The sequence below is a fragment of the Stygiolobus azoricus genome (assembly GCF_009729035.1).
Taxonomy (GTDB): Archaea; Thermoproteota; Thermoprotei_A; order Sulfolobales; family Sulfolobaceae; genus Stygiolobus; species Stygiolobus azoricus.
This window is the reverse complement of sequence record NZ_CP045483.1, coordinates 352,515-377,288: the sequence shown is the minus strand read 5'-3', so window position 1 is coordinate 377,288 and position 24,774 is coordinate 352,515. Positions and strand designations below refer to the sequence as shown.

Here is a 24,774-nt window from a genome sequence, read left to right as displayed (position 1 = left end):
TCCCTCAGTCCCTCTTTCTTAAATTCCATTAGCTTATAAGTGTAACTATTTTAATTCAGTATGAAGTTAAGTAAAGCTAAGGAGGCGTGCAGAGCTTCTTCAGCTCTCACGTCCTTAACTCCTTGTTTCGGTATAAAATTTACTATAAACCCCTTAAAATCATGTAAGTCTCTCAAAACCCCGTGTTTAGGAGGACCAATTACTAAATATAACCCATTCTCTTCATATACCTCTCTAATCTTATCTTCAACTTGGCTTAGGTTAGCTCCAGATCTACTGGCTATAATTACATTATCTGAATGAGTTACTTTCTCGAGCATCTGTTGATAGGATATTAATCTAGAAGTAAACCCTTTATAATAAGGGTAAAAGGGGTAAGGTTTGACCTTCTTTGCCAAGCTATCACTTACTACAACATAATCAGAATCCAGATAATCGTATAAGCACCTAAGCCCGAAATCTCCCTTTTTACCCATACGGATCTCTCCTTCAATAAATTCTGACGAAACTTGATGAGATGGAATATTAAGAGGTTGAAGAAGACCGACCTTAGAGAGAGAGTTTCTTTTAGGAATGTACTTCTTTAAATAGGGAGGTGTAAGCGCATAGTCAGAAATTTCTTTAATCAATCTCCATTCTTTCCTCTCTTTCTCGGTCTCATATATCCACAATACTTCACTTACTCTAAACTCGACTAGAGTTCTTAGTATATAAGATAGTTTTATGGTGATCTCACTCAGTGAACTCTCTACGTCTAAAATTGAGATAAAGAGTAGAACGATTAATTTTTTCCTTCTAGGGTAGGGAAAAATCAAGCCTTACTTACTCCTATCGTATATGTTTCATCTTCTATTTCCCATTCTCTAATTAATTCTCCTTTTGCTTCACCGATTGTTATTTCTTTTGCTCTAGTCTCTTCTTTTATATAATTGAACCATTTATGTATTATAGATACTCTTTCTTCAGGCGCTTTTATTGTAAGATTTATATAATCGTTAACATTAAGGGATAATTCCTTCCTCATAAACTGTATTCTCCTTACAAGGTCTCTAATTATTCCTTCCTCTTCTTCCTCCTTGCTGATTTCTTTATTGATTACAATTACACCTTTATTGAACCTTGCAGAAACATAACCGGGCTGAGTTTCCTCTACAATATTGACGTGATTTACTTTTATTTGGACGGGTTGTCCCTCGACCACTGCTTCGTGTATTCCTTTGTTTACAATATCATTTGCAACATCTTCTCCGTTCTCCTCTATATAGGACACTATCTTAGCTGATAGTTTCTTGAATTCTGGACCTATAGTTCCTCTGTTAGGAACTGCCTTTACTTTGCTAAATCTCTTATAGCCCTCGATGCCTTCTACTTTAACCTCTTTTGAGTTAAGCATTGACCTTAATACATTAACTATGTTACTAACTAACTTAAGATCTTGCTCGGAAACTAAGAATATATACGCTTCTTTTATTGGCCACCTCAGTTTTATCTCAGCTTTAGCTCTAGCATTAAGACCAGCTTCAGCTATTTCTTTAGCTAGTTCAAATGCCTCCTCTATCTCTTTATCAATAAACTCTTCCTTTACCTCTGGTATCCTCTCCATACTAACTGACTCCAATCCGTCAACGACGAAGTCATGATAAATTTTCTCCGCTATGAAGGGAGTTACTGTAGACAGTAATATTAACGAACCTTTGAGAACCTGATACAATACATAGTACATCGCTATTTTATCAGGGTCATTAGCTTCATTCCATGCTCTCTTTCTGGTTAACCTAAGGTAAAACCTACTTATATCTTCTGTTATAAACGTCGTAACCTTATTAGCCAGTTCATGAACTTTATAGCTATTCATTGCTTCTGTAACTTCCCTTAACATTCTGTAGTACCTAGATAATAACCATTTATCTTCTGGTTTGAAGTACGGCTTTAATGATTCAAAAGTATATTGACTAGGATCGAAATTATCAAGGTTCATATAAGTTGATGCAAAAACGTAGACGTTCCATATTATGTTAAGATCCCTCCTGGTAAGATCTAAAGACTTCCACGAGAATTTAGCGTCCTCCCAGGTAGTGTTTCTCAATAGCCATAGTCTCAGAACGTCTCTACCGTACTTACTGATCACTTGAGAAGGCTCGACATAGTTCCCAAGGCTCTTATGCATCTCTCTTCCTTGTTCATCAAGCATAAACCCGTGAACTAAAACCGATTTGTAAGGAGCTTTATCTAGTAATATAACTCCAGCTCTTAAGAGGCTAAAGAACCAACCCCTAAGCTGGTCATGCCCTTCCAACACAAGATCTACTGGACCTATCTCCTGCCAGGTCTTTTCCCAATTCTCGCCTAAACTTGCAAAGAATGCTACACCGCTGTCAAACCACACGTCTGCAACATCGGGAACTCTTACAGCTTCTCCTCCACACTTATTACACCTAACTTTGACATTATCTATCCAAGGTCTATGAAGGTCTTCGGGTACTTCGTTTATTGCAACTTTTTTCAGCTCTTCCTTACTACCCACAACTATTGTATTACCGCATTTCTGACATACCCATATAGGCAAGGGTGTTCCCCAGAATCTTTGCCTACTTATGACCCAATCTCTAATTTCCTTAACCATATTTCCTATCCGGATCTTCCCCCACTCGGGAACCCAATTCACGTTGTTAATTTCTGACATAAGTTCGTTCTTGAGTTTAGACACACCGATAAACCATTGTTCTATAGCTCTTAGTATTAATGGACTCTTACATCTCCAGCATACCGGATATCTGTGAATTATTTTTCCAGCGTGCAGTAAAGCATTCCTCTCCTTCAGGTCATTTATTATTTCATCACCAACTTCCCTTACCTTTTTACCCTTGTATTTACCAGCCTCTTCAGTGTAGATTCCTTGGTCATTAACAAACATGAGAACGGGCATGTTATACTTTTTGCCTATTTCAAAGTCTACATCACCGTGACCTGGTGCTGAATGAACCAGTCCGGTACCTTCAGTTAAGGTTACATTCTCGCCTGCATCAACAACTTTATGATATCCTTCAGCTTTAGATTGTGCTGGTACTATATCTCGTAGAGGGTGCTCGTATTCTAACCCTATCAATTCACTTCCCTTAAATGTTCTTATTACTTTATACTCCGTTATTTCGGCGTCTTTCATAACTTCTCTTACTCTGTCCTTTGCGATGATCAAAATCTCACCCTTCACTTCAACCTCAGCATACTCATACTCTTTATTTATCATGACAAATACGTTAGCGGGGATAGTCCATGGCGTAGTAGTCCATATAAGCAAATATTTATTCGGAGATCCTTTAACCTTAAACTTTACATATATAGAGGGATCCTCGAGATCTCTGTACTCAGAAACTTCATAATCTGCTAATGTAGTTTCGCATCTAGGACACCAATGCAAGACGTGGACATCTCTATATAGAAGCCCTCTTTCATGTGCCTTCTTTATTACTGCCCAAGAGTTCGAAATATAAGTGTTGTCGAGAGTATAGTAAGGCTTATCCCAATCCATGAAGACTCCAACATTCTTAAAGTTCTGTGTTAAGGCTGAGGCGTTAGTTAACGCTAGCTCTCTGCATTTATTTATAAAGTTTGCAACCCCTATTTTTTCTATAATGTCTGATTTTTTCTGTATACCTAATTGCTTTTCGGTAGCAACTTCTATTGGTAGACCATGAGTATCGTAGCCTGGCTGGTCGTAAGTACGATAACCAGCTAATCTCTCGTAGCGTAATATGCAATCTTTTATCACTTTATTCCATACAGTACCTATGTGAGGAATGGGGCTGGAAGGATAAGGAGGTCCGTCTATGAACAAAAACTTTCTCGGTAATTTATTATTATATTCTTTAAGCTTTTTATATATATTATTATCATTCCAGTATTTTAATACTTCATCCTCCGTTTTTAGAGGATCAAATTTAGAATTTAGGGGTCTTATCTGACGCTGAGATAATTTACATCACCTTACTTGAATTATTAACTAACGTTATTTAAGCATTAACTTAGATAACGGGAAATCGCATTTATCAGCTCGTCCGTGGTACTGTTACCCCCTACATCAGGAGTTAGGTATTTCTTTTCCTCGTATACTTTATAAATAGCATTACGCAGAGCATCTGCAGCTTTTGCATATCTATCCTCTTTAGATAAATCATACATCCTATCTAGCATCATCGCCACAGACAACAAGAATGCCGTAGGATTTGCTATGTTTTTGCCAGCAATATCAAAAGCGGCACCATGAACGGGTTCGAATAAAGACTTTTTATCCCCAATATTTGCAGAAGGAGATATACCCAAGCTTCCAGCTATTTGTCCAGCCTCATCACTTAGTATATCCCCATAAACGTTCTCTGTAACAATTACATCAAACATATTAGGATTTCTCACCAAATTAGCGGCAGCCGCATCAACGTACATCTCAGAATAGTCGACTTTACCTTTTAGCACACTTCTACATGCCTCTGCAAATAAACCGTCAGTAACTCTCATTACATTAGATTTGTGAACGCATGTTACTTTCTTCTTTCTTTTTAAAGCTTCATTTAACGCCACTTGGGCTATTCTCACTGAGGCTTTCCATGTAATTATTTTCATACCTACCGCTACCCCGTCAGCCGCAATATACTCAAAGCCCTTATAAAGATCCTCCGTATTTTCTCTTACAACCAAAATGTCTACATTCGAGAACTTACTTTCAACATTTGGTAGAGACCTAGCAGGCCTTAAGTTGGCGTACATATCATACATAAGTCTTAGTTTTACAACTACATCAGCAGCCGACTCCCCTACGGGTCCCTTAAGGATCATATCAGCCTTATCTATAATTTTAAGACTTTCTTTAGGTAATGCCTCCCCGTATTTAGCTAGAGCCCTATCACCGGCCTCTACCTCTACGTAGTTTATAGGTAAACCGTATAGTTCATTGAGTTTAGCTAAGATTATTTTTGACTTTGACACTAATTCTGGACCTATTCCATCTCCTTGAATAAGGGCTACTGTAAAGCTCATTATGATAAACATTATAAACTGATTTTTAACCCTTTGGCATTAATTAATGCGACAAGATCCTTAAGAATTTCCAAAAGATTAGGAGATAGTCTCGCTATAGTTTTCACTTCATATTGTATCACTGTTGAATACGTTTCCAATTCCTCCTTTGAGTAAATATCAAGTCTCGTTACATGTACAAGTAGATCAATGAATAGTGAATCACTCCTACTGAACGCCTCATAGATAGCCCCTTCGTTAACTATTTTTACAAATCTATACTTGAAAATAGAGAATTCCTCTTTTACTTCCACCTCTTCGCAGTTTGAAAGAATACTTATGGAATTTTCTAAGTAAGGGATACCGTCGTATACTCTTTCCCCTAAGTCAGGACTCTTTTCGTTAAATAAAAGTTTATAGAAAATCATAGGATCGCGAGTAACGTTAATTATGCATGAGTTTCTGGCTTTTAGATTATAATAAGTTAGCGTATTCCTAAAAATTTTTGAAAAGTAATTATCTCCATCTCTAATTATACCAATAGGAGAAAGATTTTCAGATATACCTGAGGTTCCAAGTATGATCTCAAAAACTCCATTATGAGGGAATACCTTATTTATGTAATCTTCACCTACACTCATAAATATGGGATTATATGAAAAGGTAAAAGAGCTTTCACGATATGGGGAAGTAGTTAGCGGAGATAAGAAAGAAAAATACCTTGTAAAGCAAATTAAAGCTCAGTTTGAGTCTCACTTCGATGAAATTAAGATATACCCAACTGAAGTCCTTAGTTGGTCTAATAAGGAACTAGAAGTAGAATGTGAGGAAGGAAAAGTTCCTAAAAGCGAGATAGTTACACTACCTTACTCACCTTCAGCCGATCTTGAGACTGAGAATTATAAGATAATTAGTTTGAGTAACTTGACGGAACTAAGCGTAAAATATGGATTACTTAGTAACGAAGGAAAAGTACTAATTTTTACATTAAACGATGAGACTTTACGAAAGGTAGTTTTGAAAAATAGAATATTACTTCAGAATTCTCCTCAACCTCCACCTTATACTCCAGCATTTTTCGTAACCCAAAATGCGCTTAAATTTCTTAAAGGTAAATGCAGATTCTATACTGAGAATATCTTTAAAAATTCTATTGGTTACAATATAGAAGGTATATCTAACGGAAAGAATGATGAAAAAATATATGTTACTGCGCATCACGACCATTGGTTTTACGGTGAGCATGACGATCTCGTTGGAGTAGCGTTACTGACCGAACTCATGAACGAAAAGTATGATAATGAAATCCATGCTATATCATTTACTGCGGAAGAGAGCGGTTGTTATTTTGAAAGTTTCTCGTGGGCATGTAGCTCTAAAACGTTCGTGAAAAATAATGCAAAGAGTCTTGAAGGTACAAAGTTTGTTATTTCGCTTGATAATATAACCGACTCTCTCTATGTATACTACACGCCAATATTGTCTATACCCCTTTCTAATAGCATCACAGATGTGAGTTATCCGTCGCCTTACACAGATAGTTATAGATTCTTAAGTGCTGGAATCCCAACCATATCCTTTCATTCCATAAATTACAAGTATTATCATTCTAGTCACGATATATTAACAGAAGAGGAGGCGAAAATAATAGAGGATAAGATTATCCCTTTGATAACAAACACCTTAAGGAATACTAGGCTAACTTCATTGGAAGTTTTTATGAACTATATTAAAAACCAAGTTATTGAACTACCCGTAGAAATTAAAACACTACTTACTAACATTGAAGGTAAAAGATTTGATTATAATGCACTTCTTCCTCTTTATAAATCAATCCTCTATTCTAACGGAAAAATAAAAACCACAATATTCCATACGCTTAAGGGGATAAAAGAAAGTTACTTTGATGTTTATGTAGCACTAGAAGACTTTGGAGAAATAGAACACAAAGAAGGTTCTAACGAAGCCAATTATTCCATGTATTTAAATCGTCTATATAGAGAAGAGACTAAAAAATTTAGTGCTCTGTTATCAGATATATTCTAGAATATTTCTTCTAATTCCTTTAGACTATTCACGACATAATCTGCATATAATTCTGCGTATTTAACTTGCCCTTTTCTATCAACAAGTATAGCTCTTAATCCTGCTTTTTTAGCCGCTAAACAATCCTTTACTGGATCGTCGCCTACCATAACGCATGAACTAGTATTAAGGCCCATCTTTTCACAAGCAACTATAAACGGTTCTACATTAGGCTTAGGCTTGATATTATTTTCTCCTCCTATGATGATTATGTCGAAATAAGAAATTAGAGGAAACTTTGAAAGCCTTGATTTCTTATCTCCCCACTCTCCATCACTATTTGTTATTATGCCTAGTTTGAAACCTTTCTTCTTTAAGTACTCAATAAGGTCTATTGCATCCTCGTAAGGTACGTTATTGGATGCAATGCTCCAATAAATTTGCGTCCATTCGTATAAATCCTCCATCCCTGCTTTGATTCCCAACCTATCTAAAGCTGTCTGCCACCATATTTTTCTGTCATAAACACCTTCTTCATCTAAAGACTTAGCTATCTCAAAAACAACTTTTTTAATTTCATTTTTTTCAAGCTTATTATTTGAATAATTCTCTACTACGTAATTGTAAATATCATCTATCACCTTCTGTAATGCTTCGTGAGATTTTTCCTCAAAAGAGACCAATGTATTATCAAAGTCGAAAAAAATAGCATTAGTATTTCTAAAAACGTTAATCTCTTCCATATAAAATCACGATAAGAAGTCCTCAACTTTAGGTAATTGCTTGGGCTTTCCTTTTCTCTCTCTTATCTTCATAATGATATCAGTTAGTAAGCTGTCCGGAACTGGAGCCCATCTGCTAAACTCAGTTCCCCAGAATGCTCTACCCGCACTTGCTGCTCTCAATTCACTGGCTAATTCGAAAGACTCTGATACTGGGATCTCAGCGGTAATTCTGGCAACGTTCCCACTTTGAGTCATATCAAGTACTTTTCCTCTCTTCCTAGTTATAACTCCAGATACATTACCTACGTACTCCATTGGTACTCTTATGTCAAGCTTCTGTAAAGGTTCTAACAACGTGGGCTTAGCGGTTAGGAAGCCCGCAAAAATCGCATTTCTCACTGCTGGGTATAACTGAGCTGGGCCTCTATGGGCTGGGTCTTCATGTATTATTGCATCGTGAAGCACTACTTTTACTCCTCTAACGGGTTCAAATGCTAATGGACCCTCTCTCATAGCTAGCCTATATCCTTGGATTATAGTGTCCATTACTTCTCTCAGGTGTTGTACACCACTAGTTGCATCAACGAAGACGTTTATGTTTTCATCAATTGCCACTATCTTTTTAGCCTCGTCATAGTCCCAACCAGCATTATCTCTCAATATCTTAGCCATCTCTTTATTGTCCATATCCTCCTTTATTGTACCGTTCGCAATAAGCTCGATAGTCTCATTATTTAACGGCTCTACGCTTATATACAACTTATTGTGCTTATTGGGCGACTTACCTTCAAACACTTGACTCTTAGCTCTTATGCTCTCTCTATAAACTATAATTGGTGGTGTTGTTACTACGTCTACACCGTAATTCTCTTTTAGTAGCTGTAACGATACTTCTAAATGAAGGAATCCCATACCTGAAAGCAAATATTCGCCAGTCTCCTCATTAATTTTTACAACTAAGTTCGGGTCTTCAATACTTAGCTTTCTTAATGCATCAATCATCTTAGTTAAGTCTTTCGGATTCTTCGGTTCTACTGAAATAGTTACTACTGGCTCTGAAACGTAGTGTAGGCTCTCAAAGCTTCCGAAATTAGCGTCTTTGAACTTCACATCTATTGCTGTTTCACCTGACCTTGCTGCGTCAAGACCTAGTGCAGCTGCAATATTACCTGCTGGAATCTCTTCGGCTAATTCCCTCGTTGCACCCATGTAAAGACTTACTTGTAAAACTCTTTGCTGCTTCTTAGCGTTCACAAGCCAGATTTCTTCTCCAGCTCTCAAAGTTCCTGAGAACACTCTACCAGTAGCAACAAGACCAGCATGAGGGTCGACTTTCATATCGTTGATCATGAGTACTATAGGTCCGTTAGGATCTGCATTGAGCATCGCCTTTACTAAATCATTGTCTAAGTCACCTTTCCATATCTTCGGAATTCTATACTTCTGAGCCTCTCTCGGGTTCGGAACTAACCTAATTACAGTGTCTAGAAGTGCCTCATGTATGGGAGATTTTGTACTTAGTTCTTCGATCTTTGATTTATCTCCGCTTGAGTAAGCGTTTACTACATCACTGAATTTGACTCCCTTTTTAGCTGCCATGGGGACCGTGAATCCCCACTTATCCTTAGCTGAACCAAATACCACGTTACCTAGTTCTGGTCTAATTCTCCATTGCTCTTTAAATTCTGGTTCGGCATACATCTCTATTAAGTTGTTAACTTCCATTATCAGATCCGTAAGTTTCTTCTGAACTTCTTGAGGACTAAGTTTTAGCTCTTTTACCAATCTATCTACTTTGTTTATAAATAGAATAGGTCTTACCCTTTCTTCAAGACTCTGCCTCAATACTGTTTCTGTCTGTGTCATTACTCCTTCTACTGCGTCAACAACAACAATGGATCCGTCTAAAACTCTAAGACTTCTAGTTACTCTACCGCTAAAATCTACGTGACCCGGTGTATCAATCAAGTTAATTACGTAACCTTTACCTTCAACCTCGTGGTAGAGGCTGACGTTAGCAGCCTTTACAGTGATACCCCTTTGTTGCTCTACAGATAGATAATCTAAAGCTAATGCCTCACCAGCAACTTTCTGGGAAATAATTCCTGATGCTGCTAATAATGTATCACTCGTTGTAGTTTTACCGTGATCTACATGAGCAATTATACCGATATTTCTAACTCTTGTTACATCTTTCATTAAAGACAGTACTTGTTCTACTGTCTTATAACGTGGCAAGGCTTATATCACCGTATTTAGTTAGTAAGTAATGAGTTTGAATATTAAAGTGTATTGGGAGTTATACTTACGATAGTTTGTAACTTTCTCAACTGTAAGAATAATTAATTAAAGTTCATTGATTATCAATTTTACTCAATATATGAATCAAAATATCCAATAAGATTGTTTCATAAATTAAATTTTTATTATAAGAACTTACTTAATCAATATATGAGCGAAAATATTGTATATGATGTGATCATAATTGGAGCCGGAATAGCAGGTTTGAGTGCAGCCCTTTATACAGCAAGACAGAAAATGAAGACATTAGTAGTGTCAAAAGATTTAGGGGGTCAACTTACGTTGACCGAACTTATAGAGAATTATCCCGCAATAGAGTCGTCTACTGGGCTTGCCTTAGCTCAAAAAGTAGAGAAGCAGGCTAAAAAATTCGGAGCTACGTTTATTTATGGAGAAGAAATAAATAAGATCGAGAAAAAAGGAGATATTTTCTTAGTAAAGGGAATAAAAGGAGAGTATATAGCAAAGACTTTGATCCTTGCATTCGGTAAAACTCCTAGAGAACTTCATGTGAAAGGAGAACAAGAATTTAAAGGAAAAGGTGTGTCATATTGTGCAATATGCGATGCCGCTTTCTTTAAAGACAAACCTGCGGCTGTAGTAGGTGAAGGAGAACCGGGGTTAGAGGCAATAGAGTTACTTTCCAGATATGCAAAGCCAGCTTATTATATATCCAGATCCACAGTGTTGGTAGGTTCAGACGAAAATCTAGTTAAGAGTGTACTTAGTAACAATAATATAAGGTTATATTTAGGGTATACTGTAAAGGAAATACAAGGAGATCAGAAAGTTTCTAGAATAGTGATAAGTAACTTAAAAGACGAAAAGACTGAGGTGCTAGAGGTAGAAGGAGTTATTATCGAGATGGGTTATGAGCTGAGAACTGACTTTGTAAAAGATTTAGTGAAATTAAATGATAAAGGAGAAATTATAGTTGATGAGCTAGGAAAAACAAGTATGGAGGGCGTATTTGCGGCTGGTGATGTGACATCAACTCCCTACAAGCAAGCAGTAGTAGCAGCAGCGGAGGGAGTTAAGGCAGCCTTATCAGCATACAATTATCTTAGGAGTAAATCTGGCTTACCACCGGTCAATGTTGATTGGAAGGCCGAGAAAAAGAAATTCAGTGTACAATTAAGATTATAACTTAAAGAAAATCTAATATTCCTCCTGATTTTTTCTCCTGCTTATTTTTGCTATCAGCAACAACATACTTTGTATGAAGAACTCTGTAAATTTCTTCAGCTCTTTTTCTGCTCCCTATTACTTTTTCCAGTTCTGTAATAGAGGCCTTGCACAATCCCTCTATTGAACCAAATTTTTCTAAAAGCTTAGGCGCTAATTTACTACCTACATGAGGCAAAGACTCCACAACGTATATTTGTATATCTTTCAAGCTCTCAAACTTAGGCTTATCATGAAGATTGATAATACTTCTATATCTATTATCTTGATAATTTACTACTTTATCAGCTAGTTTATATAGAATATAAGCAGTATCTCTTTTGCTCGTAGAATAGATAATCCTAACTCCGTAGTCCACTAATGCGGATATAAGGGCAGCATTTATTGCGTCCCATTTATCCGTAATATTTCTCACATAATCCAGCTTCCCTTCAACGAGTAAGAAGGGTTCTTCATAAGCTTCCTTCAGCCTTGACAACTGGTCGAAAAACCTCTTGTCATAAACTGAAGCTACTAAGTCAGAAACCGACTTCCTTTCTACCCCGATCCTCTCGGATATAACATAATCTGCAACGCTTAGATTTTCTAAAACAACGACCACACCAAAATCTTTAAGAAGATCTGGAATCCCACTTTCCTTTTCCCTATAGTCTGCATAAATGCGTAACACAGTATAAAAAATCGTTGTAATGACTACTTAAGCCTTTGGTACTCCACTGCCTTGTGGATAATACTTAGCCATTAATTCGTTGACCTTCTTTTGCCTCTCTTCGAGTTGTGCTCTCAACTTAGCCTCTTGGTTCTGATAAGTCCTTGACCTTAACTCAAGTATAGTCTTCTGTTCGTCTAGTTCTTTCTGAATGTCATCTTTATTGACCTTAACTAATAAGTTTCCTACCATTTTATATACTATAGCATCGGAAGGTAGCTGAGTTAATTCTTGTAAAACTTTATTTACTTCACGTAATTGATTATCTATAACACTTTTCTCTGTTAACACTCTATTAAGTTGATCTTGTAATTGCTGAAGTTTTACAATCTCGGCCTTAAGCTCGGGGGGTATTCTTTCGGTCATTATTTTTCACCTTGTTTAATGTCTCTATTATTGTGTATATCCAGGATATATAAGAGTTCATTATAGCTCTTCCCCTGCTTATCGAATTAGCACTTATTACAATAAGACTTTTATCCTTGTCAATATTTACTACTCTTTGATCTACCTTCTCCAATAATATCGAATTAAACAAAATTTTCCTCAAGCTGTCATCTATATTCTCAAATTTGATTTCAATCAATACCTTCATTATAATCAAACCTAATTATAGGACCCAAAATATTATTTTGGTTATCTAAGAACTTTACTTGATACAACTTCCTATCATCTTCAGTGATAATCACCTCGCCATATGCATATGCATCACATGAAGATATCGAATAATAGCCTAAATCTAATAGCAGTTTCTTTATTATATCATGTTCTATTGACCCTATACATCCTTTTCTTACTTTTTTTGAATCTTTTTCGACCTTTAGTATTTCTTTCCTCAATGTTACTCCTAAAATTCTAAGGTTATACTTTAGAGAAGAGGTATAGAGATCATAAACTAGAAAAAACCAGGGATTACCCTTTCTTATCCCAACAACCACAAGATACGATGCTTGAAAAAACTTGGCTTTCCTAAGAATCGCATCTAGGCCTTGCCTACCTCTGTTTATACGCCTTGAAAAAGGTATAACATCTTCGAGTTCATTCAAAAACGATCTAACTCTAACAGGGGCGTCTCTAGTAGACGTGAGAATAACTCTAGTACGGCGTATAGGCAAGCCCCGCCCACTTTGCGCCGCACTTCTCACAATACCATATACCGGCCGCTAACCTGACTACCTTACCGGTAGTTTTACACACAGGACATTGATGATCTTTATACCTTTTCTCCATTATCTCTTTCCACTTTTTCCTCAGCGATGAACCATATCTCGGTCCAAATCTACCTGCTATTCCGGTAACTTTCCCCATACTTCTTCACACTCTTAAAGGTTAAGGTACTTTTTAAGTTCTTCGAATAAATACTGAGCTGTACTCCTACTTATATTCTCCATCATATCTACATCTTGCAAAGTTAGACTACCACTGAAGTTCTTCTGCATACCAACTATCCTACCATCTCTAGTATATGAGATTGATAATTTCACATCAGCTATACTTTCCTCATCAATGTTCGGATCTACAATAATATGATTTCCTATTTTCGCTGCAGTTACAGTAACAACTGGATAATTAATCGGAATAATATCAGTTTTTTCCTCTCTTATAATGCGAACATTCTCTCCCTCAACCTCTACCTTTGGTAACTTTGTATTATACAACGCGGCCACTGAAGCTAAAGTACAAGCATCAAGAATATTCCCGTCATAATTAAGTACATAAACGTCAACCCATGCTGTCCATACTTTTTTACCAGGGATAATCACTAATTTTGAAAGATCTACTGCTTTGGAATCCCTTAGACTTCTATCAACTACTCTAGCTAACTCAATAGCATTCTCGTCTGGTGGGCCTGGTTCAAAAGTTTCATAAGCTAATGGTAATAACTCAACGTTAACGACCAAATTACCTTGATTTGGAGTATCTGGAAATGGTTCCTCTTCTTCTAGTTTTACACCAGCTAAAACAGTAGTGTCACCTAACTTAACTAGGGCTGAACCTTCGGCTTTCTTTGCATATCCCAAAGTTATTGAAAGTTTTCTATACTCATTCAACTTTCTGCCGTCTATCCTAACTCCTCTATCTAATGCTGCTAGTATACTCTCCTTTTTAACAAACGGAACTATGTTTTGATTAGAAGGTGTTATTGACATTTTTTCTACTCCTCCTTATATTCTGCATACTTCTTCCTCAAAGCATCCTTTTGTAAATTATAAACAACATTAATCCCTTTTTGTGCAAGTTCAAGACCTTTCCTAAACTCTTCAGGAGTCATATTACCGTTAAGTTGAAGCAAAGCAACTTGTCCTAAAGAGGGAAGCATTGCGATAGGCATATCAGCTTCTCCCCACATATCTTCCGGCTCATTAAGATCTAAAACTATTATTCCATCGGCTTTTCCTACTGCCACTCCTGCTATCAAATCCCTCAAAGGTATACCAGCATCAGCTAAAGCCATCGATGCTGCCATAAGAGAGACTAACCTAGTTCCTGCATCTGCTTGTAAGACTTCCATAAAGATATCTATAACTGTTCTCGGAAATAATTCGGTTAATACTGTAGACTCTAAGGCCTCTCTTATAACTTTAGATAACTCAATTTCACGTCTACTGGGTGCCGGATTTTTCCTCTCATCTGTCGAAAAAGGTGTCATATGATATCTTACTCTCAAAGATGCCCTATCTGGCAAAGCTAAATGCCTTGGATGCATCTCCTTTGGTCCATAAACAGCCGCTAGTACTTTCGTATTACCCATTTCAAAAATAGCCGAACCATCTGCGTTTTTCAATACTCCCAATTCTATTTTTATGGGCCTCATCTCGTCAGGTCTTCTACCGTCAGTCCTTAGCCCATTTTCAAGTATTAGTCTTGGCTTCTGCACTTGCATCATTTTTACTCCCACCTAATTTCTCTCTCAAATAAGCTCTTATTCTTTCTGTTAAGCCTTTTATATGCGACTCTGATTGAATGGCGTTGATCGCACTTATTAACGCTTCTTCACTTAAGCTATTTGCACATTTTACGAGAATTCTCCCGTTCTGAGCTACTTGGATATCACAACCAGTCTCTGATGTTAAAACCTCTAACATACTCTTATTTTTACCTATAACTCTTGGTACTTTAGCAGGAGAGATCTCCACTATAATCCCAGAAGATATTCTACCTAATCCTTTACCTTTAACTGTTAAAACTGGATTAATTGTCCTATCGTATGCTTCAACCTTTGCTAATATATAATCACCTATGTTTAGAAACCTCCTCAGATCTTCTCCCGGTGCTATTGCCCTTCCTAGCAAGGAAGACGCTGGTAAATAGGCAGAATAAAAAGATTTAATATCAACTATCCATCCATATATTTCTATATCCTCAATCAAACCTATTACTGTATCCCCGATTCTAGGATAATAACGCTGACCCTCAAGAGGTATTACCTCGAAAATATTTCCTTCTTTCACACTGAGAAGCCCCGTAATTGCTGAATAATACTTATTACCTATCTTGTAAAAATAAGGAGACCACGGAACTTGGAATTCTCCTTCAGCTATTAAATCACCAGGTGTAACAATACTCCTATCTTGATAGAAAATTTTAGAACCTGAATTTTCTACCATCTATTTCACCAGAACAATTTTTACTTCAACCTCTCCTTTAGTTAGAGAATTTAGTTTATCTATAACTTCTTGTTGAGCACCAGCTGGTATCTCTATTTCAGCTACTAATGTCCCATCTCCTAGCCAATTAGTCTTCTTTACCTCTCCCAAATTATGTAACTGGGACTTAACCTTTGAACTGTATTTAGGATCTACTTTTATCTCAATTAAAGCCTTCGCTATCTTTATAGGAATTACTTTAGCTATTTCCTTTACAATCTGTAAAGCTTGTCCCTCGACGTCCTTATTTGGATCGATTTGAACTTTAGCTTGTTCCATAGCCATTTCTATTCTAGTTCTAGGAATTGGTAAATTAGTTTTTGGATCTATCGCGTTCCTCGCTATATAATCTATCACTTGTTTTCTTTTATTCTCTAGTATTTCCTTTCTTTGTTCTGCTGTTAGCGGTATCTCACCTTTTAGTATTATCTGCCTAGCCACTTCTTCAAAATCAGTAGTTCCAAATACTTTCTTTAGGGAAGAAGGCGATGCTTTCAAACCTTTTTTAATATCTTTATAAATAGTATCTGAAATGACTACGTCAGACAAGCTAACACTCTTCCCATTTCTTAAATCCATAGCCTCTTTCGGTCTCACTAATATTTCAAACCTTTCTCCCCCGTGTTCGTATCTAGCAATAACCATTTCCTCCTTTTTCGTCATATATTTCTTAACGCCCCCCTATAACTTCTGTAAAATAGAAGTTCTTTCCTCAAACGTCATCTTCCTGAAAATTCCGACATCTGTAGAGGCATAGCCTATTTCTACTGTAGAGGAAGTTAATTTCTCACCAGGTTTTAACGTAGAAGCTAAAGCCCTAAGTGCTAAAAGTATCGTATCTTCCACTGATAAATCTTCTTTATAATTCTTCTCTAGATACTCAGTTGCCACAGAACCTCCTTGTCCAATTGCTACTGCATAATAAGGCATGAACTGACCGCTAGGCTCCGTCATAAGTAATTTTGGTATTCCTCCTTTGTCAACTCCGCCGATTATCAGTGCTACACCAAAGGGTCTTACTCCACCGTGTTGTGTATAAGCTTGCTTTATATCAGCTACAAGTTTAGTCAAATAGTCAATATTTATAGGCTCGTCATAAATTAACCTATGCTGTAATGCTTGAGATCTAGCATAGTCAATTAAAATTCTGCCATCGGAAGCTAAACCGGCAAAACTACAACCTACATGATCATCTAGCAGGTAAACTTTCTCTATATTGTCAACATCTAATAATTGTGTTGCTTTCTTTTTCTCTGATAATAGTACTACTGCAGACTTTGTTTTAACTCCCAAAGTAGTCCATCCTTTTCTTACAGCTTCAAATGCATAATCTACTTGGTATAATGAGCCATCTGGAGAGAATATTGTTATAGCTCTATCATATCCCATTGCAGCTGGTCCAAATGCCAATTTTTTCTCCCAATTATGAGTACATACTTTAGGTAAAAAAGTGTTATTCAGCTCGTCGCGTACACATCATTCTTACAGTCTGGGACGGCGTCATCATCCAATACCTATTAGTTTCTTTGCCCTTTTTAAACTTCCTGTAGTCCTTCTAGGAACTAGTAAAACTTCTTGCCCGTTAATGCTCTTTACGAGAGGTAGACTAGCGATAACTATTTTGTATCCAGCTCTGGTACTTGCTATAACCCCGTAATTTTGGTAAATTAAGATCACTTTCGGGTTAGAAATTTCTAGCCAAGTCTTACCTCCCAATTCCTTTACAGCATTACGAATTGCCAATTCTAATTCCGCTTGTGGAAAAGTAGTAGGAATCATTTCGAAAACTATATATCTTTTCACCTTAACGTTTTTACTAGCCCTCAATTTTTTGAAATATATCACCTTATACTTAATAGAGTATAGTGTGAGAATGACAAGCCAGATAAATATAACGACATCAATAAGTAGTTGTCCTATCATAATTACCAATTAGTAATGTAGGGTTATTATAAATCCACTTTAACGCGTCGCTCTCATTAGCACCCAATGTTACTAAGAGGGAAAATTTTGATAATGGAGACCATATTTCATTAAACTTTGAAGCACAAGATGAGAGGATAGGATATTCAATCCATTTATTCCACTGGATTACTTTGTAGATGACGTCTATCTCTAGGTTTTTTAACTGTATTTCAACCGGCTTCTTGGCTTGTCTTATTAAATTCAAACTACCCTTCTTACCAATTAGTCCTATGTTTTTTCTGTCTAGTATTAAAGCTGCTACTTTGGGAGATTGTAAAGAATACTTAAAAACCTCAAATGATAGTGGCTTTACGAACAAGATTACCTTATTATCTTTAATCTTACGTATATACTTAGCTATCTCCTCTTTAGAACTTAATTCCAAAGAAAGTCTATATCTGAAGTCGTACTTATCCTCCGAAAGAACTTCATCGTAACCCAGTTTTTTAGCATACTCTCTTAATTCAATTGTCTTTACGCAGGTCTCTACTAACAAGATATTTCAGCTCTTCAACAATTTCATCTGTATTCCTAAAGTTCTTAAAGGATATTACTAATTTTATAACATCATCTCCATCTCTTAGGAAAATCTTATTTTCCTCTATAAATCTCTGTTTATCTATCCTTAAATGTAATTTTCCTTTGTCAGTCCTTGACTGTAAAGTAGACGCTAACAAAATTAGATCCATCTTGTCTAATGAGTTAAGAATCTTCTCGAAAACATTTTGAGCCTCCCTTCCTTTCATTTTGTATTCTATAATTTCAATTCTATTGCCGTAGTGGCCTTGAACTACGCTATCCTTGACTTCGGCATTGTCTAAGCTAAAAAAGGACTCTAATGAGCTAAGTATTTTATTTCTATCTTCTGTTTCGTGACAAAATACAGAAATTGAAACAAAAGCTACCTTCATTTCCCAGGTATCTTATCGAAATTCTGCAATCTATAGTACTTTGAAGCTTCGTGTCTTTTCTTTAGTTCTCTCTCCTTCTGTTTCTTCTTCCATTTATGTGATATCGTTCCTTTTAACCCTCTACTCTTCCTTAATCCTCTAGCTTTCTTTCCAGCACTTGTTAAACCTCTAAATACCCTCTTCCTATTAGCAGGGTCTTGTAACCACTTTAAGTTAGGATCAGCCTTAATGACTGGGTGGTTTGGATCGACCATTATTATCTCATAGTATTTATATAAACCGTCCTCTCCGACATAATAACTACCTAAGACTTCTAAGTTGGGGAACTTTCTTGCAGCTCTTTCTTCGGCAATCCACCTATATCCCTTAGATGGAGAGTATCCATAAACACCCATTCTTTTGGGTCTCCTGCCGCTGTTAGGTCTAGGCTTATTTAAACCTCCTCTTCTTACTCTGACTCTGACCACTACAAAACCTTGCTTAGCCTTGTAACCTAAAGCCCTCGCTCTATTTAATCTAGTCGGCTTCTCTATTCTTACAATAGCTTCATCTCTTCTCCATTCTATTAACCTTTTCCTCAGCACACTCTTTTTCCACTCCTCTTTTTGCCATGTCGCTTCTATGTAACTATACATTGATAATGCCATAATTCTTCTACTCACTTAATCAACAACTAATTAATAAACTCATTTGTCCGATAATATCTTGAATGATAACTATAGGACTGATAGGAAAAACGAACGTAGGGAAAAGTACATTTTTTGCAGCTGCAACTATGTTAGATGTAGAGATAGCTAATAGACCTTTCGTAACTATTGAACCTAACGTAGGTGTTGCATACGTAAAACAACTCTGTGTACATAAAGAGTTTAATGTTAAATGTAACCCCAGAAATTCAATATGCATCAACGATTATCGCTTTATTCCAGTCAAGCTAGTAGATGTGGCGGGGTTAATTCCAGGTGCGCATGAGGGAAGAGGATTAGGAAATAAATTCCTTGACGATTTGAGAAAAGCTGACGTGCTAATTCATGTAGTAGATGCTAGCGGCAGTACAAATGAAGAAGGAATTCCAGTAAAACCGGGTGTAAGGGATCCTGAAGAAGACATAAGTTTCATAGAAAAAGAAATTGAGGAATGGTTCTTCTCTATTATATCTAAAGATTGGCAAAAGTTTGCAAGAACTGTCGATCTCACTAACAGAGATCCCGTAGACGAGCTTTTATCTAAGCTATCAGGGCTATCAATTAACAAATATCACATTATAGAAACACTCAGAGAAACAAAGTTAGAAAATCTAAAATTAATGCAATGGAGTGAAGAAGATCTCAGAAATTTCAGTAAAAAACTTAGGGAAATTTCTAAACCTATTATCATAGCAGCAAACAAGTCAGATATCCCAGAAGCAAAACAATTTATCCAAAAACTTACTAAAAAATACAAGTGGGTAATACCAACTAGCGCAGAGGCAGAATTAGCTCTAAGAAAAGCCGCTAAGAGCGGCTTGATAGAATATATTCCAGGTGAAAGAGACTTTAAGGTGCTAAAACAACTCCCTCAAAAACAGAGAGACGCATTAGATTATATAAAGAAAAACGTTTTAGAGGAGTACGGGAGCACCGGAGTTCAGCAGGCGATAAACTCAGCTGTATTTGATGCTCTGGGAATGATAGTTGTTTATCCCGTAGAGGACGAGAAAAAGTTAACCGACCATAATGGTAACGTACTTCCGGACGCGATATTAATACGAAAAGGATCCACGCCGAAAGATTTAGCTCAAGAAATACACTCTGAGCTTGCCAAAGGTTTTCTCTATGCAATAAATGTTAGAAACAAAATGAGAGTAGGAGATGATTATAAGTTACAAAATAACGATATAATAAAAATAGTTTCATCTACTGCTAAGCCCTGAAAAATTCACCAAGCCCTACATCTCTATTTACTACAGCCCCAGGATATATCCTAGCATAAGCTCCTATCTTAACACCGGGTAGAATTGTAACATTTATACCCGTTCTCACGTGACCTCCTATTATAGCACCAAGTTTTTTTCGTCCGCTTCCTACTTTTTTACCTTTGATATTAACCTTTACTTCATTCTCATCAAACCTCAGGTTAGCGATTAGAGTACCAGCCCCAAAATTCACGTCTTCAGCAATAACAGAGTCCCCTACATAACTTAAATGAGGGATTTTACTTTCTTCCATGATTACGCTCTCCTTTATCTCCACAGCATTACCTACCTTATTATTTTTTACTAGAACAGTATAAGGACGTAGATAAGAGTTGGGACCGATAACACTTCCTTCCCCTATAAAAACTGGTCCTTCTATATATGTACCGGATTTTATTTCTACTCCATCTCCAATGACAACCTTTCCCTTAATTTTTACATTTTCTTCTACTTTACCGAAATTTTCACTGGAAGGTAAATTGTCTAAAACCCATTTATTCACGTCTAATATGTTCCACGGCTTCCCTATATCTATCCAAAATCCTTGATATCTAATAACCTTGACTTGTGATTCTTTAGCTAGCATTGTCACGGCATCAGTAAGTTCTAGCTCACCTCTTTCGGATAAGGAAATTTTATCTAGGTAGGCAAATATGTCAGGAGAAAACTTGTAGATCCCTCCGTTGATAAGGTTAGAAGGCGGTATTTCTGGCTTTTCTACTATTTTTGATAAGTTACCGTTGTTCATTACCAGAACTCCGTAGTCCTTAGGATTCTTCACCTCTACGCCAAGGATTGCGTTTTTTTCGCTTAAGAATTGCTTAAGAACACTCTTATCTCCTATAAATACGTCACCATAAATCAAGATAAAGTCATCATTAATTACTGAAGATACAGCTTTCAGTGCAGCTCCAGTTCCTTTTCCTTCCTTCTGTTCGATTAGCGTTACACCACTTATGTTTTTTTCGAAATATTCTTTATGGCTAGGACTTATTACGACAAAAACCTCACTTACGTACTTCCTTATTTGCTCTATCGTATCAAGAATCAAGGGTTTATCTAAGATAGGAATAAAAGGTTTAGGGCGAGTATGAGTAATAGGTTCTAATCTTTCACCCTGACCTGCAGCTAATATTACAGCTTTCATAAAAATGTTATGATGCAGGGACTTTAATTACTTTAGTTTTCTCAACCTCAACTTTTCTAAGAGGATATATCTTCTTAGACTCTTGAAATATATCATTAGCTAATTTGCCAAATACAACATCTTGTACAAATTGATCAAATGTAGATTCTGCAGCCTTCTTTGTAACAATGTCAGCCATTATCTTCCTAATAGCTGTTTTCTGTGACCTATGAGCCCTGTATGTAGTAAGAGCTAATCCCTTAACCCTAACTACATACCCATCTTGAGTTGTTACATCTATTATTGCGTTTATTTTCGAACTTTTTCTTCTAATTAATGACCTAATATAGTCCCTGGATAACTCATGACCTGCGAATCTCGTTATTACTCTTTCTCCTTCATTCCCTACTATCCTGAAATACAAGTGCACATAAACCATGCTAAAATCTCCGGTTAAATCATAAAGCGTTGCCTCAACTTTTCTGTTAATCGTCTGTGATACATCGAAGGCCGGAGTACTACCTAAGGGTACTTCCCCAAATACTTTAGGTGCTAGGATCGTAAACCACTTCTTAAGCTTCCACTTGTCCTTAATCGCCGAGCTAGCTTTTGATGACATGACTAACTTTTAATCCAACAACCTTTATAAAAATTTTCACTCCATTTCATCTTCACTCTTTCCCTCAGCAATGTTAACTTTTACGTATATCTTTCGTAAAAGCCTTATGACAGTTCTTGCTTCAACCTCATCACTTACACCTTTTAGAAGAACTCTCTTAAGAGCAATATACATATTCTCGTCCCCTTCACTACGTTTTAGTATATCCACTATTTTTTTAGAGTAATAGTCTAGGAGTTTAATGGACTCACTCGAAATTCTTTCATCCTCATTTTTTTCTGTATTTTTAACGTTTCTCAACTTAAAAACTTCGTATAAAATTATACCAACTGCATGGGATAAATTTAAGACCGGATATTCAGGATTTCCAGGTATGTGTAGCAGGAAGTCTGCCTTCATGATCTCCTCTCTTGTTAATCCTACACTTTCTCTACCAAATATTAACCCTATTTTCTTATTATTTTCAATAAATCTATCCAGATCCCATGGTTTGATTGACTTTCTCAATAAATCTCCTTCATTATCCGCTATGCTCGAGGTAGCTATCTTTATATCAAGGTCTTTGATGGTGTCATCGTAATTGGAAACTATAACGGCTTTCTTTTCTAATATCTCCCTGCCTTGTGCAGAGAAATTAATTGCTTCCTGCATATTACATTTAGGATTAACTAAATAGAATTCATCTACACTAAAATTCTTTACGAGCCTAGCTATAAAACCTACGTTATATGCTCCTTCAGGTTCCACGACTATGAGTCGTATCATCAGCTACCAACTCCAATCCCATAATCGTCTCATAACCTATTGTTATTTCCCTCTTATCTGTTATTTTATAATTCATACGTTTAACTTCTATAAATAACTTGTCGAAATCTGATAAAGAGGAGACTACTATATATATTCTTTTAGCCCTAATATTATTAAAAAATCTCATTATGACTTCAATCCCATTCTTACCTCCAGACCAACTATACCCTATCCAAGAATTGTATTCTTCGAAAGGAAGGTAAGGTGGATTAAAAATAGCTACGTCATAAATTACGTCATTACGTAAACAAGAGAGGAGATCACAGTTAATTATATCAAATTTCTCAGGATTTACGTTATTCAGTTTAAGGGTGCATAATGTTGCCTCAGTTGCATAAGGATTTATATCAATAAACGTAACCTTAGCCCCTTTTCTTATTGCATAGTAACCTAGAATACCGCTCCCAGATCCCATGTCTAATACTTTGTCTCCTTGATTGATCTTCAAAAGATCTAGGAGTATTTTTGTATCTTCCGCTGGTTCATAAACGTGTTCATTTATACATATTCTATACCTAGAAAATTCAATAACTCTATTACTTGCCATGGTTTAAAGTCCCTTACCCTCCTATCTGAAGTGACGTTTATTCCGCACAATTTAGCTACTGAATTCAGTTTTTTATTCTTATATGAACTAACACACTGCAGAACATCGTCCACATACTGATTATAACTTCTAACCCTCTCGAAGATTACTATCTGAGAATAAACTCTAGGTCTAGGTGAAAAAGCTCTAGGAGGAATTATATCTTTAGACTGTATTTTAAAATGATAGTGTAGTGTAAATGATATATATACAGCCCTGTTTAAAATTTTGTCTATGAAATCTTTCTGTAATACTAGAACTAGTCTTGATATACTAGAATTTTTTATCATTTCTCTCATAAAATTATAAGTTATATAATAGGGAAGTGATGAAACCACTTGCCCTCTAAAAAAGGGCGGAGCTAGAGCGTCGGCTATTACGAGGTTATAATCCTTCAAATAGTTAGCTAATGAACTATCAATCTCAATAGTTAAGTCTGGTCTTAGTAACGTAGTTAAAGCGCCTTTTCCTCCTCCTACTTCAATAATAGGTCTCTTAGAAAAATCAACGTAAGAAATTACTTTCTTTATGAATGCTAAATCTATTAAAAAATTTTGACCCTTACTGGGCATCTTTACTCAATCTTTCCAAATAGCCCAAATACACGAAGTGTTCTGTGGGTTTTTTCTTCTCTTCCAATGGATATACAAAGAGATAATATTTTTCACCCCCTTGTATTTCCTTTATTATCCTTTCCACTATTATTCCAATAACGTCCTTTATTCCGACTCTTTGTTCAATATCTCGTAAATCCTTAAAGGGTTCTTTCTTTCGTTCTTCTAGAATTGTTTTCAGCGTCTTTTTCCCAATATTAGGTAATAGCTCTAGTGCGTGTAGTTTTAACGTTAAAGGTTCAGCTTTATTGAAAAACTCCGTAAACAATTGAGCTTTATTTTCTACTATTACTCTCAATACTTTCAGTAATTCATCCTTAGCCACAGACGTAAGATCCTCGTATGTGATGTGAAAGTCTATCTTCAGGTAAGAGTTATCTATCAACTCTATTCTCTGCTCCAACTGAAAGTCTTGATGAGAATTAAGAGGAGAAGCTTCCATAAGCATGAAATAATCTTCTCCTACTAATTGAAGTACTGGTCTGTTTTTATGCATAGTGTGTTTATCAAGAGGATTACCTTCCCTTAGATAGTCTAGCACGTATACTGCTTTCTCCATCCGCTCTTTAATTGGTCTTTTCCTTTGCATA

General features: G+C 36.3%; 28 protein-coding genes. 3 read left to right on the top strand and 25 right to left on the bottom strand.

Annotated features, from left to right (window positions below; all coding sequences use genetic code 11):
- Positions 1 to 50: 50 nt before the first annotated feature.
- From D1868_RS02205 to D1868_RS02190, 4 genes are read right to left on the bottom strand one after another with little or no spacing between them, the layout of a single operon-like run.
- The gene (locus D1868_RS02205) at positions 51 to 815 is read right to left on the bottom strand and encodes a putative RNA uridine N3 methyltransferase (RefSeq protein ID WP_231112426.1); all 765 of its coding nucleotides are present in this window, start codon (positions 813 to 815) and stop codon (positions 51 to 53) included.
- Positions 812 to 3,958, bottom strand: a complete 3,147-nt coding sequence (gene ileS, locus D1868_RS02200) for an isoleucine--tRNA ligase (protein WP_156005146.1) — start codon at positions 3,956 to 3,958, stop codon at positions 812 to 814. The genes D1868_RS02205 and ileS overlap by 4 nt, the downstream gene beginning before the upstream one ends.
- A 59-nt stretch (positions 3,959 to 4,017) precedes the next feature.
- Complete coding sequence (gene leuB / locus D1868_RS02195; protein WP_156005145.1) at positions 4,018 to 5,031, bottom strand: 3-isopropylmalate dehydrogenase; 1,014 nt, start codon at positions 5,029 to 5,031, stop codon at positions 4,018 to 4,020.
- A gap of 11 nt (positions 5,032 to 5,042) precedes the next feature.
- Positions 5,043 to 5,651, bottom strand: coding sequence for a DUF447 domain-containing protein (locus D1868_RS02190; RefSeq protein WP_156005144.1), 609 nt, complete (start codon positions 5,649 to 5,651; stop codon positions 5,043 to 5,045).
- Positions 5,652 to 5,655: 4 nt separating this feature from the next.
- On the opposite strand from D1868_RS02190, the gene D1868_RS02185 reads away from it, so the two are divergent.
- Positions 5,656 to 7,056: a M28 family peptidase gene (locus D1868_RS02185; protein ID WP_156005143.1), complete on the top strand. Its 1,401-nt coding sequence runs from the start codon at positions 5,656 to 5,658 to the stop codon at positions 7,054 to 7,056.
- Here the strand turns inward: D1868_RS02185 and D1868_RS02180 are convergent.
- On the bottom strand, positions 7,053 to 7,778 hold the full coding sequence (locus tag D1868_RS02180; protein ID WP_156005142.1) for an HAD family hydrolase: 726 nt from the start codon (positions 7,776 to 7,778) through the stop codon (positions 7,053 to 7,055). The genes D1868_RS02185 and D1868_RS02180 overlap by 4 nt on opposite strands.
- Before the next feature lie 6 nt (positions 7,779 to 7,784).
- The gene (locus D1868_RS02175; protein ID WP_156005141.1) at positions 7,785 to 9,998 is read right to left on the bottom strand and encodes an elongation factor EF-2; all 2,214 of its coding nucleotides are present in this window, start codon (positions 9,996 to 9,998) and stop codon (positions 7,785 to 7,787) included.
- A 213-nt stretch (positions 9,999 to 10,211) separates the two neighbouring features.
- Between D1868_RS02175 and D1868_RS02170 the strand changes: the two genes are divergently transcribed.
- Positions 10,212 to 11,207 carry an NAD(P)/FAD-dependent oxidoreductase gene (locus D1868_RS02170; protein ID WP_156005140.1) on the top strand — a complete coding sequence of 332 codons (996 nt, stop codon included), beginning with the start codon at positions 10,212 to 10,214 and terminating at the stop codon, positions 11,205 to 11,207.
- Position 11,208: 1 nt separating this feature from the next.
- On the opposite strand, the gene xpf is transcribed toward D1868_RS02170, so the two are convergent.
- From xpf to D1868_RS02105, 13 genes are all read right to left on the bottom strand, one after another.
- The gene (gene xpf / locus D1868_RS02165) at positions 11,209 to 11,916 is read right to left on the bottom strand and encodes a 3'-flap repair endonuclease Xpf (protein WP_156005139.1); all 708 of its coding nucleotides are present in this window, start codon (positions 11,914 to 11,916) and stop codon (positions 11,209 to 11,211) included.
- 27 nt (positions 11,917 to 11,943) lie between these two features.
- Positions 11,944 to 12,321 (bottom strand): prefoldin subunit beta, encoded by a 378-nt coding sequence (locus D1868_RS02160; protein ID WP_156005138.1) that lies wholly within the window; start codon positions 12,319 to 12,321, stop codon positions 11,944 to 11,946.
- Positions 12,322 to 12,533: 212 nt separating this feature from the next.
- Positions 12,534 to 13,070: a Brix domain-containing protein gene (locus D1868_RS02155; RefSeq protein ID WP_156005137.1), complete on the bottom strand. Its 537-nt coding sequence runs from the start codon at positions 13,068 to 13,070 to the stop codon at positions 12,534 to 12,536.
- A complete protein-coding gene (locus D1868_RS02150) occupies positions 13,051 to 13,263 on the bottom strand; it encodes a 50S ribosomal protein L37ae (RefSeq protein ID WP_156005136.1) in 213 nt (70 codons plus the stop codon). The genes D1868_RS02155 and D1868_RS02150 overlap by 20 nt, the downstream gene beginning before the upstream one ends.
- 14 nt (positions 13,264 to 13,277) lie before the next feature.
- Positions 13,278 to 14,105: an exosome complex protein Rrp42 gene (gene rrp42 / locus D1868_RS02145; protein WP_156005135.1), complete on the bottom strand. Its 828-nt coding sequence runs from the start codon at positions 14,103 to 14,105 to the stop codon at positions 13,278 to 13,280.
- Positions 14,106 to 14,110: 5 nt separating this feature from the next.
- The gene (gene rrp41, locus D1868_RS02140) at positions 14,111 to 14,842 is read right to left on the bottom strand and encodes an exosome complex exonuclease Rrp41 (RefSeq protein ID WP_156005134.1); all 732 of its coding nucleotides are present in this window, start codon (positions 14,840 to 14,842) and stop codon (positions 14,111 to 14,113) included.
- Positions 14,808 to 15,563, bottom strand: a complete 756-nt coding sequence (gene rrp4 / locus D1868_RS02135; RefSeq protein ID WP_156005133.1) for an exosome complex RNA-binding protein Rrp4 — start codon at positions 15,561 to 15,563, stop codon at positions 14,808 to 14,810. The genes rrp41 and rrp4 overlap by 35 nt, the downstream gene beginning before the upstream one ends.
- A complete protein-coding gene (locus D1868_RS02130; protein ID WP_156005132.1) occupies positions 15,564 to 16,265 on the bottom strand; it encodes a ribosome assembly factor SBDS in 702 nt (233 codons plus the stop codon).
- An 18-nt stretch (positions 16,266 to 16,283) separates the two neighbouring features.
- Positions 16,284 to 17,012 (bottom strand): archaeal proteasome endopeptidase complex subunit alpha, encoded by a 729-nt coding sequence (gene psmA / locus D1868_RS02125; RefSeq protein ID WP_156005131.1) that lies wholly within the window; start codon positions 17,010 to 17,012, stop codon positions 16,284 to 16,286.
- A gap of 93 nt (positions 17,013 to 17,105) precedes the next feature.
- The gene (locus D1868_RS02120; RefSeq protein ID WP_156005130.1) at positions 17,106 to 17,525 is read right to left on the bottom strand and encodes an Rpp14/Pop5 family protein; all 420 of its coding nucleotides are present in this window, start codon (positions 17,523 to 17,525) and stop codon (positions 17,106 to 17,108) included.
- On the bottom strand, positions 17,503 to 18,063 hold the full coding sequence (locus D1868_RS02115; protein WP_156005129.1) for an RNase P p30-like protein: 561 nt from the start codon (positions 18,061 to 18,063) through the stop codon (positions 17,503 to 17,505). Before D1868_RS02115 ends, D1868_RS02120 begins: the two co-directional genes overlap by 23 nt.
- Positions 18,032 to 18,478: an RNA-binding domain-containing protein gene (locus tag D1868_RS02110; protein WP_156005128.1), complete on the bottom strand. Its 447-nt coding sequence runs from the start codon at positions 18,476 to 18,478 to the stop codon at positions 18,032 to 18,034. The genes D1868_RS02115 and D1868_RS02110 overlap by 32 nt, the downstream gene beginning before the upstream one ends.
- Positions 18,475 to 19,125: a 50S ribosomal protein L15e gene (locus D1868_RS02105; RefSeq protein WP_156007921.1), complete on the bottom strand. Its 651-nt coding sequence runs from the start codon at positions 19,123 to 19,125 to the stop codon at positions 18,475 to 18,477. Before D1868_RS02105 ends, D1868_RS02110 begins: the two co-directional genes overlap by 4 nt.
- A 62-nt stretch (positions 19,126 to 19,187) precedes the next feature.
- Between D1868_RS02105 and D1868_RS02100 the strand changes: the two genes are divergently transcribed.
- Positions 19,188 to 20,390: a redox-regulated ATPase YchF gene (locus tag D1868_RS02100; protein WP_156005127.1), complete on the top strand. Its 1,203-nt coding sequence runs from the start codon at positions 19,188 to 19,190 to the stop codon at positions 20,388 to 20,390.
- Here the strand turns inward: D1868_RS02100 and spn are convergent.
- From spn to D1868_RS02070, 6 genes are read right to left on the bottom strand one after another with little or no spacing between them, the layout of a single operon-like run.
- Positions 20,380 to 21,579: a bifunctional sugar-1-phosphate nucleotidylyltransferase/acetyltransferase gene (gene spn / locus D1868_RS02095; RefSeq protein WP_156005126.1), complete on the bottom strand. Its 1,200-nt coding sequence runs from the start codon at positions 21,577 to 21,579 to the stop codon at positions 20,380 to 20,382. The two genes, D1868_RS02100 and spn, sit on opposite strands and share 11 nt — an antisense overlap.
- 7 nt (positions 21,580 to 21,586) lie before the next feature.
- Positions 21,587 to 22,177, bottom strand: coding sequence for a 30S ribosomal protein S3ae (locus D1868_RS02090; RefSeq protein WP_156005125.1), 591 nt, complete (start codon positions 22,175 to 22,177; stop codon positions 21,587 to 21,589).
- 36 nt (positions 22,178 to 22,213) lie between these two features.
- Entirely contained in the window at positions 22,214 to 22,942 is a 729-nt protein-coding gene (gene trmJ, locus D1868_RS02085; RefSeq protein ID WP_156005124.1) for a tRNA (cytidine-2'-O-)-methyltransferase TrmJ, read from the bottom strand.
- Positions 22,914 to 23,531 carry a HemK2/MTQ2 family protein methyltransferase gene (locus D1868_RS02080; RefSeq protein WP_156005123.1) on the bottom strand — a complete coding sequence of 206 codons (618 nt, stop codon included), beginning with the start codon at positions 23,529 to 23,531 and terminating at the stop codon, positions 22,914 to 22,916. The genes trmJ and D1868_RS02080 overlap by 29 nt, the downstream gene beginning before the upstream one ends.
- Positions 23,483 to 24,142, bottom strand: coding sequence for a 16S ribosomal RNA methyltransferase A (locus D1868_RS02075; RefSeq protein ID WP_156005122.1), 660 nt, complete (start codon positions 24,140 to 24,142; stop codon positions 23,483 to 23,485). The genes D1868_RS02080 and D1868_RS02075 overlap by 49 nt, the downstream gene beginning before the upstream one ends.
- Entirely contained in the window at positions 24,132 to 24,773 is a 642-nt protein-coding gene (locus D1868_RS02070) for a DUF655 domain-containing protein (RefSeq protein ID WP_156005121.1), read from the bottom strand. Before D1868_RS02070 ends, D1868_RS02075 begins: the two co-directional genes overlap by 11 nt.
- Position 24,774 lies beyond the last annotated feature (1 nt).